Genomic DNA, 16,397 nt, shown 5'->3' with positions numbered 1-16,397 from the left:
CTATTGTAAAATTAATCCAACTAGCAAGTGAATTTATTTTTATAAGGAGGTAATAACTTGATTCGACTTCTACAAAAGCAAGATTTTGAACATGCGGCAAATATTGCGGCACTAGCTTATCCAGGTATGAACATACAAACAACTGAGGAAAAAATAAAATTTGTAGAGCGTTTAAGAGTAGAACAAGAGGAACAAAATGGTATTCACTATTTTGGCTATTTTAATGATACAGAAGCGCTTTTAGGTATTTATCGTTTAAATGATTTTGAATGTAATGTTAATGGGAAGTTTCAGCGAGTTTTTGGAATTGGTATGGTAGCTGTACATCTACTTCATAAAAAAGAGAAAATTGCTTTTCAGCTCCTTTCTCATTTTCATCAACATGCTAGGCAGGAAAATGTGGCCCTAGTTTCACTTTATCCTTTTAATCCTAGTTTTTATCGGAAAATGGGCTATGGCTATGGACCGATGAAATATGAGTTCAAAATTAAACCAGATGCACTTATTGCAAATGGGGACAAAGTACTTGTGCAGCTCTTGTCTCCAAACGATGAGGAAGCGATAGTCACCTTATATAATGACTATGCTTTACAAAATCATGGGATGATCAAAAGAACGTGGACTGAACGTCGCTATATTAAAAATGCAGCTACTAACTATGTTGGTGTCTTTGAAAACGAAGAGCTAATAGGTGCATTAGCCTTTACATTGCAACCAGTGAAAGATAGTCATTTTTTACATCAGCATATGGTTGTGCATGAATGGATTTGGACGAAACCAAATGCGTATAAACAATTAGCATCTTGGTTATCTTCACAACAAGATCAAGTCGATCGCATTATCTTTCGAACAAACGATCAATCATTTTTATATGCACTTACCAATCCGTTAAATGATTCCAATCACCTGATACCAAGTGCAAACCATGAAGTTGCGACGGCTGGTACGGGCATGATGTATAGAATAACTAATATAACCTTGTTTGTTGACAACATGAATTTTCATAAACTTAATAGACCGGATGAATATACAAGATTATTACTAGAAATAGAAGACGACTTTCTAATAGAACAAAGTGGCTCATATGAATTCATTTATAGTGGTGATTTTTGGAGTGCTACAAAATTATTAAATACAAATGAAGAAGCAAATATAAAAATGGGTATCCATGATTTAAGTTCATGGTGGATGGGTTGTGTGTCACTTGAATCCCTTCATAAATACGGAGAAGTCACTATAAATAATATGGATGTGAATTTGTTAGATAGATGGTTTAGGCCAAAGACTAGTCCTATTTGTTTTACTTCGTTTTGAGGGGTTGTATAAAATGGCACCAAAAGTTTCGGTTTTTAAAGCATTCATTCTCATACTTAAAAATTGTGACTATGGCAAAAGATATGTATATTACTTTTCTAATAAGGGGTGTTAAAGAATGATTACATTTAAAACGATGGAACAGTTAACATTTAAAGAAGCACATGAACTTTTTATTCGTGGGTTTGAAGGATATTTTATACCGATGAAGATGTCACTTGATGCATTTGTAGCCCGTATTGGAAATGAAGGGATTTCACCTGAGTTATCGATTATTATGTTTGACGGGGAGACCCCAATCGGATTTGTGTTACAAGGTTTGAGGGAAGTGGATGGTCAAAAAATAGCGTGGAATGGTGGTACCGGCATCATTTCAGCGTACAGAGGAAAGCAATATGGAACTATTCTGATGGAAAAAGCACTAAACATATTGAAAAAACATTATGTTTCTGTAGCAACTTTAGAAGCCATCTCTATTAACGAGCCAGCTATTAAATTATATGAAAAGGTTGGCTATGAAGTAATTGATACGTTACATTTTTGGGAGTCGGATGGAGTTCTCTCTTTTGATGAAAATATCGCAAAAGAATTTATGATGAAAAGAATACCAGCCTTACAAGCAGTAAATGGAGGGATCTTTCCAACGCTAGTACCTTGGCAAGTGGATCCATCGATTACTCCAAAAGTCGGTGGTGAAGCGGTCATTGCGATGAAAAATAATAACATACTTGCTGCTTGCCTAGTTCGAACGAAGCAACAATTTGGTTTAGAGGCGGAGGGTGTCACGTTATTTCAAGCTATCATTAATAGTGAAAATGAGGAAGGCGAGCGTGCCCTTCATGCTGTTCTGCAAGAAGGTCTTTATTTTCAACGGCCACTCAAACGAACGACTTATAATTTAGTCGACACTAACCATAAGATACTTTCGTTTTTACAAAACAAAGGCTTTAAAAATACAGATATTTCTCAAGTATTTATGATAAACAAAATGAATCAACTTTAATATGAAAATACGGCCACTCTCATGGAGTTTATAGTGGCTGTATCATTCATTATTTAGAAGAAATAGTCTGATTCATTTCACTTAAGAGACTGTTTAATGCTACACGGAAACTATTGTAGGTTTCAAGATCGACATGAATACGAGCATGAACAATCTCTCGAATAAATCTAGGATTAAAGCCAACATATATGGGCCGAATACCCATTAATCGAAGCGAACTATTTAATCGACCTATCGATATGGCAAGATCATTGTAGTCAAATGTTTCAACATCTTCTAAATCAACTGCCGAAAAATCAAATACCGCTTTTTCGACTTCTCGATGTTCTCCAACATATTCAAGTGTTTGGTTCTCAATGTTTTCAAATCGCTCTTTAAACATATAACCTGCAATGGGAATCATAATTGTTTTGGGAACAATGGAAGGGATAATAGGTGTAGACATTTTTTTTATTATTCGTTTGTAATACGCAATTTTTTCTTTAAGTTCAAGGATTTCATTTTCTTGTGACATGTTAACACCCCAGTTTTTTTCTCATTATAACGAATAGAATATGTAAAAATCAAAGAAAAGGCCGCTCCAATTAGGAACAGCCATTTGATTAATTAGTTCTGAGCATCCAAAAATTCTGTTACTTGCTCGGGAGATTTAGCGTTTGCGCTATGTAAATGAGCTTTTTTCTCTCCATTTTGATAAATAAGAAGACTTGGAATACCCATTACTTCATATTTTTCAGCGATTTCAGGAAGCTCGTCACGATTTACTTCGTACCAAGTGTATTGATCGTATTTTTCAATAATAGGATCGATAAACATTTCCATGCGACGGCAATCTGGACACCAACCAGCTTCAAATTTAACTAAAACTTCATTGTCACCAGAAATAATTTCATTGAATTGTTCTGTTGTTGTAATTTTATTCATAAAATATAACCTCCTAAGATTTCTCTGTGTCTTGACTCCAGGTGCCAGCTTGTCTCAAAAAAAATAACGGTAAAATAGGCACCTTTCACTTTTCTTAAATAGTGTACACTGTTTCTGAAAGACTAGAAAGAAAATTGCTCCAAACGTATCATTTAATTATTGCGAAAATTTAAATAGTGTTCTAAACTAATAGATATAGAGATTGGTTTTATTTTTTTATAAATAAAATGAATGAACATTCATTCAAAGTGATTGGGAGGCATTGCACATGACATATCAAATTAAAAAGGCAGCTGTTTTAGGCTCAGGGGTAATGGGTTCTGGAATTGCCGCTCACTTAGCGAATATCGGCATTCCGACGCTTTTATTAGATATTGTTCCAAATGAAGTAAACAATGAAGAACAAACAAAAGGATTTTCTTTGGAGCATCCAGCAGTTCGAAATCGTTTCGCCCAAACAGCTTTACAAAAATTATTAAAACAAAAACCTGCTCCACTTACGTCTAAGAAAAATCTGCAATTAATAACTGCGGGTAATTTGGAAGATGATTTAGAGAAATTAAAAGATATGGACTGGATAATTGAAGTAGTCGTGGAAAATTTAGAAGTGAAAAAGAGTTTATACGAGAAAATAGATGCAGTCCGAAAAGCGGGTACAATTGTTAGTTCCAATACTTCTGGGATAAGCGTTAATGCAATGGTAGAAGGCCGTTCGGAAGACTTTGGCAAACATTTCTTAGGGACACATTTTTTTAATCCACCACGTTATTTAAAGCTTTTAGAAGTAATTCCAGCTACAACTACTGATTTTGAAGTTGTAGAATTCATGAAGAAATTTGGGGAAGATGTGCTAGGGAAAGGTGTCGTTTTAGCAAAAGACACTCCTAACTTTATTGCTAACCGTATTGGTACATACGGGTTACTCGTGTCATTGCGCGAAATGCAGGCGCGTGGATATTCCGTAGGGGAAGTGGATTCTGTCACAGGTCCATTAATTGGCCGTCCAAAATCTGCAACATTCCGCACATTAGACGTCGTTGGACTAGATACGTTTGCGCATGTTGCAAAGAATGTGCATGACTTAACAACAGGAGAAGAGCAAAAAGTATTTGAAGTCCCTGCTTTCCTGGACAAAATGCTAGAAAATAAATGGCTTGGAGCAAAAACGGGGCAAGGGTTCTTCATGAAAAAAGAGAAAGAAATTTTCGAATTGAATATAGACACGCTTGAATATGAATCAGTAAAAAAATTAACAACTCCATCCATGGAAATGGCTAAACAACAAAAAGGTCTTTCAGCAAAAGTGAAAACATTGACGTATGCAAAGGACCGTACTGGTGAACTTCTATGGAGCATTTTAAGTCCAACACTTCTATATTCTGCAGAGCTTCACGGCGAGATTGCAGATGATATTGTAGCGATCGACCAAGCGATGAAATGGGGATTTGGTTGGCAACAAGGTCCGTTTGAAATATGGGATGCAATCGGCGTAAACGAATCAGTTGAAAAAATGAAGGCGGAAGGGCTAGAAATCCCGTATTTTGCTCATTCATTGTTAGATAAAGGATTCAATTCTTTCTATAAAGAAGAAAATGGAGATCAATATTTCTTCGACGGAAACGACTACAAAATCGTTCCTGTAAATGAAAAGGTAATTGATTTGAAAAGGTATAAGAAAAAACACGGTGTCATTAAGTCCAATGCTGGTGCAAGTTTAATAGACTTGGGAGATGGAATTGCATTACTTGAATTTCACTCTAAATCAAACTCCATCGGTATAGATATCGTTCAGATGATCAACTTTGCAGTAGATGAAGTGGAAAAGAATTATAAAGGTCTTGTCATTGGAAACCAAGGGAAAAACTTTAGTGTAGGTGCTAATCTTGGCATGATCTTAATGGAAGCGCAAGATGATAATATGTTTGAATTAGATTTTGTTGTTCGTAGCTTTCAAAATGCGATGATGAAAATAAAATATTCCTCTAAACCTGTTGTTGCAGCTCCGTTTGCTATGACGTTAGGAGGAGGAGCAGAAGCTTGCTTGCCAGCAGCGCATATTCAAGCAACAACCGAAACATACATGGGGCTAGTTGAAGTAGGGGTTGGTCTAATCCCTGGTGGTGGCGGAAACAAAGAACTATACATGAAACATTTAAAAGGCCTTCCGAATGGCGTTCAAGTAGACTACCAAAATGTTGCAAACAAAGTATTCGAAACAATTGCAATGGCGAAAGTTTCGACTTCTGGGGAAGAAGCTCGCGAAAATAACTTCTTGAACTTTGCGGATGGTATTAGTGTGAATCCGGATCATCAATTATATGATGCAAAACAGGCAGCACTTTCCCTTGCGGAAGCTGGATATAAAGCGCCAATTCATGAGAAGGTTCCAGTAACAGGTTCACCTGGTTATGCAACTTTATTGTTAGGAGCAGAGGGTATGTTTCTCTCAGGCTTTATTAGTGAACATGATATGAAAATAGCTAAGAAGCTTGCTTATGTTATTGCGGGTGGGGAAGTTCCATATGGCACTTTAGTGGATGAGCAGTATTTGCTTAACCTGGAACGGGAAGCTTTTTTAAGTTTAGTTGCAGACCCAAAATCACAAGCAAGAATGCAGTACATGCTAGTGAAAGGTAAGCCATTACGCAACTAATTTTGCGTTCAGGTTAAAGGAGGAAAACTCATGCGTGAAGCAGTTATCGTAGCAGGTGCAAGAACACCAATAGGAAAAGCGAAAAAAGGATCTTTAGCAACTGTTCGTCCAGATGATTTTGGGGCATTAGTCGTAAGAGAAACGTTGATAAGAGCGGGTGGTTATGATGGCCCAATCGATGACTTAATATTAGGATGTGCAATGCCAGAAGCAGAGCAAGGGATGAATGTGGCTAGAAATATTGGAGCGTTAGCAGGTCTACCGGATTCAACCCCAGCTATTACAATAAATCGTTTTTGTTCTTCGGGATTGCAAACCATTGCATATGCAGCAGAGCGAATTATGCTCGGATCATCGGAAGCAATTATTGCTGGTGGAGTAGAGTCGATGAGTATGGTACCGATGATGGGGAATACGATTCGTCCAAATGCACATCTAGCGGAATCCGCACCACAATATTATATGGGAATGGGGCATACGGCTGAGCAAGTTGCGAGCAAGTATGGTGTAAGCCGTGCAGATCAAGATGCTTTTGCAGTACGTTCTCATGAACTTGCGGCAGCAGCTATTGCGGCTGGTAAATTTAATGATGATATCGTTCCTGTCGAAGTAGTGAAGCATTTTGTGGATGGAAACAATAAAGCACAAGTGCAAAAGTTTTTATTCGAAATGGATGAAGGTGTACGTGTTGGTACATCAGTCGAAACATTAGCGAAATTGCGTCCGGTATTCAATGTACGTGGATCTGTAACAGCAGGAAATGCTTCTCAAACTTCGGACGGAGCAGGGGCAGTTCTAGTGATGGATCGTGAAGTTGCGGAAGCACAAGGATTAAAACCAATCGCAAAATTCCGTTCATTCGCTGTTGGGGGCGTTCCACCAGAAGTAATGGGGATTGGTCCGATTGTAGCGGTACCAAAAGCATTGAAACTAGCCGGGTTATCAATAGAAGATATCGATGTTTGGGAAGTTAATGAAGCATTTGCTTCGCAAGCGATTCAAGTAGTTCGTCATCTAGGAATTGATATAGATAAAGTAAATGTAAATGGTGGAGCAATCGCATTAGGACATCCACTTGGAGCAACTGGAACTATATTATCTTTAAAATTAATTAGTGAATTAAAACGTCAAGGGAAGCAGTTTGGTGTTGTTACGATGTGTATCGGCGGGGGAATGGGAGCTGCCGGAGTGTTTGAGCTATTATAAACTAATCTATCATTCAAACAGGGGGAAATGAGTATGACTGTAGTTAAGGATGTAATTAAAGGTGGAAGCTTTTTAGTAGAAGACATAGATGCAAGTCGAGTATTTACACCAGAGGATTTTACTGATGAGCAAAAAATGATTGCTAAAACAGCAGATGACTATGTGAAAAGCCGAGTGTTACCTGTTGTTGAAAAATTAGAACATCACGAGTTTGAGCATTCGGTCCGTTTATTAAAAGAGGCAGGAGATCTAGGTTTACTTGCAGCTGATATTCCGGAAGAATATGGCGGCCTTGCATTAGATAAGATTTCATCTGCTTTAATTGCAGAGAAACTATCTGTAGCTGGTGGTTTCTCTATCACGCACGGAGCACATGTAGGAATCGGTACTTTGCCTATCGTTTTATTTGGTAATGAAGAGCAAAAACAAAAGTACTTACCAAACTCAGCATCCGGTGAGAAAATTTTTGCTTATGCGTTAACAGAGCCAGGTTCAGGTTCCGATGCATTAGGAGCAAAAACAAGTGCAAAATTAAATGCAGAAGGTACTCATTACATTTTAAATGGGGAGAAGCAATGGATTACAAATGCAGGATTTGCAGATGTATTTGTTGTTTATGCAAAAATAGATGGAGATAAATTCTCCGCATTCATCGTAGAACGTGAATTTCCTGGCGTATCCGTTGGTGCAGAAGAGAAGAAAATGGGCATTAAATCTTCTTCCACTCGCACGCTTATTTTACAAGACGCAGAAGTACCAGTGGAAAACTTGCTAGGGGAAATCGGGCGCGGTCATGTAATTGCCTTCAATATTTTGAACATTGGCCGCTACAAATTAGGCGTGGGCACAGTTGGTGGATCTAAGCGAGCATTAGAGCTAGCAATCTCTTATACAAACCAGCGTCAACAATTTAAAACGCCTATTTCTTCTTTTAATCTAACGAAACAAAAATTGGCAACAATGGCTTCAAAATTGTATGCAACAGAAAGCTTAATCTATCGTACAGTTGGTTATTTTGAAGATCGTATGAGTCAATTAAGTGAAGAAGAACAAAAAGACGGAAAAGCAATTGCAGCTTCTATTGCGGAGTATGCAATTGAATGCTCTATTAATAAAGTAGTAGGATCAGAAGTATTAGACTATATCGCAGACGAAGCGGTTCAGCTTCACGGTGGATATGGCTTTATGCAAGAATACGAAGTGGAGCGCATTTATCGTGACTCCCGCATTAATCGCATTTTTGAAGGAACAAACGAAATTAACCGACTAATCGTTCCAGGTACGTTCTTGAAGAAAGCAATGAAAGGCGAATTACCACTACTTCAAAAAGCACAAAGCTTACAAGAAGAGCTATTAATGATGATGCCAGAAGAAGTTAGTGACGAGCCACTTGCACAAGAAAAAGTATTAGTAGCAAATGCAAAGAAAATCGGTTTACTTGCTGCTGGTCTTGCTGCACAACGCTTTGGTACAAAGTTAGAGGCAGAGCAAGAAGTATTAGTCAACATCGCAAATATTGCCAATAACTTATTTGCAATGGAATCTGCTGTATTACGTACAGAAAAAGCAATTGGCCGTGATGGAGTAGAAAAAGCGCACCAAAAACTGCTTTACTCACAAATTTTCTGTCAGGAAGCATTTGATGAGATCGAAAAAGCAGCGAAAGAAACGCTGATCGCATCTGTTGAAGGTGATACTTTACGCATGATGATTTCTGCATTACGTAAATTAACTCGTAACACGCCATATAATTTAATTCTTAAAAAACGTGAAGCATCTGTTAAATTAATTGATGCGGAAAAATACATCGTTTAATAAAGATAAAAAGCCGATCCTATGGGCACTGACCTAAATAAATGAGACAAATAAAAGCACCTTTCGTTGAAAAACGGGTATACAATACCTAAATTCAATACGGAGGTGTTTTTTCTATGGGGACAAGAGTCAGTTATCCAGTCGAAGTGAAAATGAAGGCGATAGAAATGCGACTGGCTAAGGTACCAGTAAAGGAAGTAATGGAAAAATTGAGTATTCGGAACAAAACGCAATTAAAGAGATGGATGCATTGGTATCGAAATGGAGAAATCCACCGTCTCCATCAACCAGTCGGTAAACAATATACCTTCGGTAAAGGACCGGAATATGGAAGTGAGACTGCCAAACTGCAGGCAGAGAATCGATATTTGAAAAAGCAGATTGAAGTATTAAAAAAGTACGAGGAATTGGAAAGGAAGTGGTGCCAAAAGTAGTGATCCAATTAGTTGAAGAATTAAAGAACGTTATGCCAGTTGGAGAGATTTGTCGTCACCTTGGTGTAGGTCGCTCATCTTACTATCGTTGGAGAAAGAATGCCGATCAAAACACACAAAAGGAGATTCGAGATCAACAGATTGGCGACATGTGCAAACAACATAAGTTCCGATATGGTTATCGAAAGATTTCTGCTCTATACACAGGAGTTTGTGTGAAAACTGTGCAGCGTGCTATGCAAAAATATGGTTGGCAATGTAGAGTAAAGGTGAAAAAACGGAAGCGTACGGGACAGCCGGCATATGTCGTACCGAATTTATTGGAACGGGATTTTTTAGCTTCTAGTCCCTTAGAGAAATTAGTTACGGATATTACGTACTTGCCTTTTGGCCAATCGATGATGTATCTTTCTAGTATTCTCGATGTCTTCAATGGCGAGATTGTGGCACAAACTATCGGTTTCAAACAAGACACCGATTTTGTGTTGGACACGCTCAATCAATTGCCTGATCTACCAGAAGGATGTATTCTGCATAGTGACCAAGGTTCCGTTTATACGTCCTATGCTTATCAAAAAGCAGTCAAAGAAAAAAGAATTACCATGAGCATGTCCCGCAAAGGCACGCCAGCTGATAATTCCCCAATCGAAACGTTTCATTCCACGCTAAAGTCTGAAACGTTCTATCTAGACGATATCTATCGCACAACGAATGCATGTGTGATACAAATCGTCGAAGAATACATTACTTATTATAACAATATCCGTATTCAAACGAAATTAAACAGCCAATCGCCGATTCAATACCGTCAATTGGCTGCATAATAGGGGTTTTTATTCCTGTCTCAAAAAAGGTAGTCAGTGCCATGTGGATCGGCTTTTATTGACCATTGCGATTCAGCAATGGTTAAAACAATGTGCTCCTGCGCGAAGCTCGTCGCATAATACCATTGTAATTTTGCAACGGTAGTGTGCTATGATAAATAGAAAAAAGGTGAGAAGGTATGACGATTCAATTTTTTGGATATCCAAAGTGTAGTACATGTAATATGGCGAGTAAATGGCTAAGAGATAATGGTGTTGAATTTGAAAATAATCATATTGTTGAAACACCGCCTTCAAAAAAAATGATCAAAGAGATTCTAGCTACAACTAATATAGATTTAAAGAAATTGTTTAATACAAGTGGGACAAAGTATCGTGAATTACAATTGAAAGACAAGCTTCCAAATATGACAGAAATAGAACAAATTGAAACTCTTTCCTCTGATGGGATGCTTATCAAAAGACCACTTGTGTTTGATGGAGAACATTTAACGCTAGGATTCAAGGAAGAAGAGTTTGAACATATTTGGAAAAGCATATAAAGTAGCTTGTTTTTACAATGAAAATATGTGAATATTATAAATGAATGTATAACAAATTGAGAGGGGTATATCATGACAACACCTAAAGACTTAAAATACTCAGAAGAGCACGAATGGGTTAAAACAGAAGACGGTAAAGTTCGCATTGGTATTACACATTTTGCGCAATCAGAATTAGGGGATATCGTATTTGTAGAGCTTCCACAAGTTGGAGACGATATTAAATCCGGAGACCCATTTGGTAGTGTAGAATCAGTAAAAACTGTATCGGAACTTTACGCACCTATTAGTGGTAAGGTAGTAGAAGTGAACTCGGAATTAGAAGATAGCCCTGAATTTGTAAACGAATCTCCGTATGAAAATGCATGGATGATCGTTGTAGAACCTTCTAATTTATCAGAAATGGATGAACTATTATCCTCAGAACAATATGACGAATTGATTCAAGAATAATAAAGGTAGCGCCGTTTCATTCGGAATTACTTGATTAAATGTTAGACATTCAATTGTAAGTTAATTGAATGTCTATTTTTTATGGTTTTAACGACGGTTTATGGGCTTATAGAAATATAGCGGAGGTTTACGAGCATATAGCGCTGCTTTAGGTGTTTATGGAATTGGTAGTGGCATATACCATCCGTTTACGGGAGGATAGCCTCGCTTTACGGGTTTATAGCGCTGCTTTAGGGGTTTATGGAATTGGTAGGGGCATATACCATCCGTTTACGGGAGGATAGCCTCGCTTTACGGGCATATAGCGCTGCTTTAGGTGTTTATGGAATTGGTAGGGGCATATACCATCCGTTTACGGGAGGATAGCCTCGCTTTACGGGAATATAGCGCTGCTTTAGGTGTTTATGGAATTGGTAGGGGCATATACCATCCGCTTACGGGCGGATAGCTTCGCTTTATGGGCATATTGCGCTGCTTTAGGGGCGTATGGTTTTAGTATGGGCACATGCCATCTGTTTACGGGAGTAAAGCAACATTTTAGGGTTTATGGACATCGTTACTGCTAATGGAAAATATAAAAGCTTGAAGCAATCGAGTTGTTATAATCTGGCGCTTTTTCATATACTAATGGATAGGACCAACTAGGAGTGAATCTAATGGAGTTCAGTGATAAAGTAATTCTCGTTGAAGGAAGATCAGACAAGTTACGACTTTTAAGCATACTTGCTGAAGCCCCTGAGATTATTTGTACAAATGGTACTATTTCTAATGTGAAACTAGAAGAGCTGTTAAGTCCGTTTGAGGATGTACCGATTTATGCATTTTTGGATGCGGATAAATCAGGTGAACAAATTCGCTCTGTCGTAAGAAGGGAATTTCCAGAAGCCATTCATTTATATATTAGTCCAATGTATGGTGAAGTAGAAAAAACCCCACTCAAAGTTTTGGCTTCTATCTTACAACATGTTAATATTAAAGTGAAAAAAGAATTTTTATAATAGGATGATGCATGTGAATGAATGGTCGCGAGAAGAATGGGAGCAAGCTAAAAATGCCACTGCCCTTACTCTTTTATATATATACACGCCCATGTGTGGCACTTGCCAAGTAGCATCTAAGATGATGTTGGTAATAAAGGAATTGGTACATTTCCCTATTGGTCAAGCGAATATTAATTATATAGAAAATCTTGCAATGGATTACGAAATTGAGAGTGTTCCTTGTTTATTAATCGCTAAAAATGGCAAAGTGCATAATAAGATATACGCATTTCAGTCAGTACCTTATTTATTTGAAAAAATAAAAAGTGTTGACGAGGAATGAAAACTGTGATAGAATACGATTTACTAAGAACAATAATTAAATAGTGTCGCTCTTATTAAGAGAGGTGGAGGGAAGTGCCCTATGAAGCCCGGCAACCGTCATGAAAATGAAATGGTGCCAAGTCACGCAAAGCAATTGCTTTGGGAAATGAGAGAATGGATGACTGTTATTTTTGATGATAACATAAAGCCCTTCTGCTCTTTTGCAGAAGGGCTTTTTTTTATAGAAAAGGAGGATTTGCATGATTAGTTTGAAAAATGTTTCGAAAAAGTTTAGTACGAAACAAGGTACAATTGTCGCCGTGGATGATGTAAATCTTGATATTAAACAAGGTGAAATATTCGGGATTATTGGGTACAGTGGCGCTGGTAAAAGTACATTGATCCGACTATTGAATGGATTAGAAAAGCCGACTTCCGGACAAATAATCGTAAATAATAAAGAAATTACTTCCATAAATGAAGAAAAACTACGTCTAGTAAGACAAAAAGTTAGTATGATCTTCCAACATTTTAATCTTTTATGGTCAAGAACAGTAGCAGAAAATATTGCTTTTCCTCTTGAAATAGCAGGGGTATCTAAAGAAGAACGGTCTGCCCGGGTGAAAGAACTACTAGAGCTAGTTGGTTTGAATGGGCGAGGAGACTATTATCCATCTCAATTATCAGGTGGTCAGAAACAACGGGTTGGGATTGCTAGAGCATTAGCAAACCGTCCAGAAGTGCTGCTTTGCGATGAAGCAACATCTGCACTTGATCCGGAAACGACTGATTCGATTTTAGATTTATTGGTAAGTATCAATGAAAAATTGGGGTTAACCATCGTATTGATTACCCATGAAATGCAAGTCATTCAAAAAATTTGTAACAGGGTAGCAGTAATGGAAAATGGTCATGTCGTAGAAGAGGGAGATGTATTAGAAGTTTTCCAAAATCCACAGCAAGCCATCACAAAGCGATTTGTTTCACAGGTTTCCGAAACGAACCAAGCGAAACAGACGATACAAAACTTGGGAGAGTTATATCCAAATGGGAAGTTGATAAAACTTGTTTTTGTTGGAGATCAAACAGAGCAACCAATTCTCTCCAGATTAATAAAACAATTTGATTTAGAAGTAAATATTGTGCAAGGAAATATATCGCATACGAAAAGCGGTGCATATGGAACACTAATCCTTCAATTAGACGGTGATGCTAAAGCAATTGATGAAGGAATTCGATTCATACACGAACAAAAAGTAAATACAGAGGTGATCAACAATGATTAATACTCTTTTTCCTAATGTTGATTGGCCAAAAATGTGGGATGCAGCACTAGAAACACTTTATATGACAGCAATATCAACTTTATTAACATTTGTTATTGGGTTAGCACTTGGACTACTATTATTTTTAACTAGTCCACATCAAGCATGGGCCAATAAATTCGCTAACTGGCTTACAGGAGCAGTTGTAAATATCTTTCGGTCTATTCCATTTATTATTTTAATTATTTTATTGATTCCATTAACCATATTTCTGGTCGGTACAATGCGCGGTCCAAATGCTGCCTTCCCAGCGCTTGTTATAGGAGCAGCACCGTTTTATGCACGAATGGTATTAATCGGACTTCGAGAGATTGACAAAGGTGTTTTAGAAGCGGCGAAATCGATGGGGGCAAAAACTTCTACTATTATATGGAAGGTGTTATTGCCAGAATCGTTGCCATCATTAGTTTCTGGTATTACGGTTACTTGCATTTCGTTAGTAGGGTATACAGCGATGGCGGGCATTATTGGTGCTGGTGGACTTGGTACTCTAGCTTTTTTAGACGGATTTCAACGCTCTAGAGGCGATGTTACCTTAGTTGCAACCATACTTATTTTGATTGTGGTATTTATTATTCAATGGATTGGTGATGTAATTACATCTAAAATCGATAAAAGATAATTGGTGTTTACGAGTTTACTCGATCATATACAATAAAAAGATAAAAAGGGGAGAATATGTAATGAAAAAGTTATTAGTAGGAGCATTATTAGCTGTAAGTTTATTAGCGTTAGCTGCTTGTGGTGCTAAAGATAGTAGCACTGGTTCTAAAGAAAGTACTAAATTAGTAGTTGGAGCTTCAAATGTTCCACATGCATTAATTTTAGAGCAAGTAAAACCAATATTAGCGAAGGAAGGCATTGACCTTCAAATTGAAACGTACCAAGACTATATTTTACCAAACAAAGATTTAGAATCAAAAGAATTGGATGCTAACTACTTCCAACACATTCCTTACCTAGAATCTCAAATTAAAGACAATGGCTATGATTTTGTAAACGCAGGCGGAATTCATATTGAACCAATCGGTGTTTACTCGAAGAAATATAAATCATTAGAAGAGTTGCCAGAAGGCGCTACTATTATTATGAGTAACTCTGTTGCGGACCACGGACGTATTTTATCTTTATTAGAAGCAAAAGGTTTGATTAAGATTAAAGATGGTGTAGATAAAACTAAAGCGGAAGTAAAAGATGTTGTTGAAAATCCTAAAAATTTAAAGTTTGACGCAAATTATGAGGCAGCTCTTCTTGTACAACTTTATGAAAATGGAGAAGGCGACGCAGTTCTTATTAACTCTAACTATGCAATTGACGCTGGCTTAAATCCGATCAAAGATTCTATTGCCTTAGAAGATAAAGAATCTCCGTATGTTAATATTATCGCAGTTCGTAAAGGCGATGAAAATAAACCAGCAATTAAAAAACTTGTAGAGGTTTTAAAATCGGAAGAAATTCAAAAATTCATTCTTGAAAAATGGAATGGATCAGTCGTTCCAGTTAAATAATAAAGTAGAAGCAGGCAAGGAAATCGTGCCTGCTTCTTTTTATTCATCCGAGCATAAGGTAAATTAATATTTCGATAGATATATTTAATTATTAATGATATTCTGACTTTGAGGTGATGGAAAATTGATTGCTAAAACTTATGCTAATTCTATTCATATAGAAGCAATGGAAAAACTATTAAAACGATTATCTCCAGAGCATCGACTATATGTAAAGATTTTGAACGAAATTGGTGCAACAAAAGGAGGGGGTTTTGGGGAGGAAATTGTATTTAAAGAACTGGAAAAAATGCAACTGCCGTTTAAATATTATGTGTTTCACAAATTGTTACTTTATGCGGAGAATGCGTTCGAACTGGATTTCTTGCTAATCACTCCATTTGGTGTAGTCATTTTAGAAGTAAAAAATATTATTGGGGAGTTAGAGTTCCAAGAAAATCCATCCCAGCTCATCCAACAAAAAGAAACAGGGGAAATAAAAAAATACCCTTGCCCCGCTCTCCAACTAAACGAATACAAATACCAACTTTCACAATTTTTCATGGATCATAATATTTTAGTTCCAATCTTTGGTGCTGTTGTATTCGCATCCCGAAATAGTTTTGTGAAATCTTCTACTGACAAAGCAATAATACTTAATAGGAACGAAGTCAGGCCATACCTTCGACAATTTCAAAAACATAAACCCACAATTACTATGGAAGAAATTGAAAAAATGAAAGATATTCTTCTAATGATAAATACCCCATTTGCTAAATTCCCACTAACAAAACATTATTCCATACAACCAGAAGAACTTAGAAAAGGTGTTGAATGTAGTAAATGCAGTTTTATCGGTATGAATAAACGCAAACGCACATGGCATTGTCCGGCTTGTAAGACTAATGATCTCTATGCATACAAGAATGCACTAACTACCTATTTTTTATTGTGCAAAGATTCTATCACAAATAAAGAATGTAGAGAATTTCTACTTTTAAACAATAGGTATGAAGCTAAACATATTCTTTCCAACTCGGATCTAATAAAACACGGCAATAACAAATTTACTATTTATAAAATGTAGAAGCCTTTCATCCACTAGATGAAGGG

At 37.1% G+C, this 16,397-nt stretch carries 16 protein-coding genes and 1 riboswitch; of the genes, 14 read left to right on the top strand and 2 right to left on the bottom strand.

Annotated elements, in window-relative coordinates:
* Window positions 1-57 precede the first annotated feature (57 nt).
* Window positions 58-1,314, top strand: coding sequence for an enhanced intracellular survival protein Eis (gene eis, locus ACEPXD_RS13560; RefSeq protein ID WP_391116721.1), 1,257 nt, complete (start codon window positions 58-60; stop codon window positions 1,312-1,314).
* Window positions 1,315-1,432: 118 nt separating this feature from the next.
* Window positions 1,433-2,317 (top strand): GNAT family N-acetyltransferase, encoded by an 885-nt coding sequence (locus ACEPXD_RS13555; protein WP_391116719.1) that lies wholly within the window; start codon window positions 1,433-1,435, stop codon window positions 2,315-2,317.
* A 49-nt stretch (window positions 2,318-2,366) separates the two neighbouring features.
* Here ACEPXD_RS13555 and ACEPXD_RS13550 read toward each other — a convergent pair whose 3' ends face one another.
* Complete coding sequence (locus tag ACEPXD_RS13550) at window positions 2,367-2,831, bottom strand: STAS domain-containing protein (RefSeq protein ID WP_391116717.1); 465 nt, start codon at window positions 2,829-2,831, stop codon at window positions 2,367-2,369.
* A 92-nt stretch (window positions 2,832-2,923) separates the two neighbouring features.
* Window positions 2,924-3,289 carry a thioredoxin family protein gene (locus ACEPXD_RS13545; RefSeq protein ID WP_391123234.1) on the bottom strand — a complete coding sequence of 122 codons (366 nt, stop codon included), beginning with the start codon at window positions 3,287-3,289 and terminating at the stop codon, window positions 2,924-2,926.
* 220 nt (window positions 3,290-3,509) lie between these two features.
* Between ACEPXD_RS13545 and ACEPXD_RS13540 the strand changes: the two genes are divergently transcribed.
* The 12 genes from ACEPXD_RS13540 (at window position 3,510) to ACEPXD_RS13485 (ending at window position 16,371) form a co-directional block, all read left to right on the top strand.
* On the top strand, window positions 3,510-5,894 hold the full coding sequence (locus ACEPXD_RS13540) for a 3-hydroxyacyl-CoA dehydrogenase/enoyl-CoA hydratase family protein (protein ID WP_391116715.1): 2,385 nt from the start codon (window positions 3,510-3,512) through the stop codon (window positions 5,892-5,894).
* Window positions 5,895-5,924: 30 nt separating this feature from the next.
* Window positions 5,925-7,100 (top strand): acetyl-CoA C-acetyltransferase, encoded by a 1,176-nt coding sequence (locus ACEPXD_RS13535; RefSeq protein ID WP_391116713.1) that lies wholly within the window; start codon window positions 5,925-5,927, stop codon window positions 7,098-7,100.
* A gap of 33 nt (window positions 7,101-7,133) precedes the next feature.
* Window positions 7,134-8,915: an acyl-CoA dehydrogenase family protein gene (locus ACEPXD_RS13530; RefSeq protein ID WP_391116712.1), complete on the top strand. Its 1,782-nt coding sequence runs from the start codon at window positions 7,134-7,136 to the stop codon at window positions 8,913-8,915.
* A 116-nt stretch (window positions 8,916-9,031) separates the two neighbouring features.
* A protein-coding gene (locus ACEPXD_RS13525) for an IS3 family transposase (RefSeq protein ID WP_391116710.1) occupies window positions 9,032-10,173 on the top strand; the annotation gives its coding sequence in 2 pieces (ribosomal slippage) (window positions 9,032-9,305 and window positions 9,305-10,173; 1,143 coding nt in all).
* Window positions 10,174-10,352: 179 nt separating this feature from the next.
* Window positions 10,353-10,715 carry an arsenate reductase family protein gene (locus ACEPXD_RS13520; protein WP_391116708.1) on the top strand — a complete coding sequence of 121 codons (363 nt, stop codon included), beginning with the start codon at window positions 10,353-10,355 and terminating at the stop codon, window positions 10,713-10,715.
* A 72-nt stretch (window positions 10,716-10,787) separates the two neighbouring features.
* On the top strand, window positions 10,788-11,168 hold the full coding sequence (gene gcvH / locus ACEPXD_RS13515; RefSeq protein ID WP_391116707.1) for a glycine cleavage system protein GcvH: 381 nt from the start codon (window positions 10,788-10,790) through the stop codon (window positions 11,166-11,168).
* Between the two features lie 656 nt (window positions 11,169-11,824).
* Window positions 11,825-12,166 carry a hypothetical protein gene (locus tag ACEPXD_RS13510; protein ID WP_391116705.1) on the top strand — a complete coding sequence of 114 codons (342 nt, stop codon included), beginning with the start codon at window positions 11,825-11,827 and terminating at the stop codon, window positions 12,164-12,166.
* A gap of 13 nt (window positions 12,167-12,179) precedes the next feature.
* The gene (locus ACEPXD_RS13505) at window positions 12,180-12,491 is read left to right on the top strand and encodes a thioredoxin family protein (protein ID WP_391116703.1); all 312 of its coding nucleotides are present in this window, start codon (window positions 12,180-12,182) and stop codon (window positions 12,489-12,491) included.
* Between the two features lie 49 nt (window positions 12,492-12,540).
* Window positions 12,541-12,645, top strand: a riboswitch (SAM riboswitch).
* 87 nt (window positions 12,646-12,732) lie between these two features.
* Window positions 12,733-13,758 (top strand): methionine ABC transporter ATP-binding protein, encoded by a 1,026-nt coding sequence (locus ACEPXD_RS13500; RefSeq protein WP_391116701.1) that lies wholly within the window; start codon window positions 12,733-12,735, stop codon window positions 13,756-13,758.
* A complete protein-coding gene (locus ACEPXD_RS13495) occupies window positions 13,751-14,419 on the top strand; it encodes a methionine ABC transporter permease (RefSeq protein WP_391116699.1) in 669 nt (222 codons plus the stop codon). The genes ACEPXD_RS13500 and ACEPXD_RS13495 overlap by 8 nt, the downstream gene beginning before the upstream one ends.
* A 61-nt stretch (window positions 14,420-14,480) precedes the next feature.
* On the top strand, window positions 14,481-15,305 hold the full coding sequence (locus ACEPXD_RS13490; RefSeq protein ID WP_391116697.1) for a MetQ/NlpA family ABC transporter substrate-binding protein: 825 nt from the start codon (window positions 14,481-14,483) through the stop codon (window positions 15,303-15,305).
* Window positions 15,306-15,429: 124 nt separating this feature from the next.
* The gene (locus ACEPXD_RS13485) at window positions 15,430-16,371 is read left to right on the top strand and encodes an NERD domain-containing protein (protein ID WP_391116695.1); all 942 of its coding nucleotides are present in this window, start codon (window positions 15,430-15,432) and stop codon (window positions 16,369-16,371) included.
* Window positions 16,372-16,397: the final 26 nt, after the last annotated feature.

Source organism: Psychrobacillus sp. L3 (genome assembly GCF_042945595.1).
In the GTDB taxonomy this organism is placed as follows: domain Bacteria; phylum Bacillota; class Bacilli; order Bacillales_A; family Planococcaceae; genus Psychrobacillus.
The sequence above is the reverse complement of the archived record's forward strand: the minus strand, read 5'-3'. Positions and strand labels throughout refer to the sequence as shown.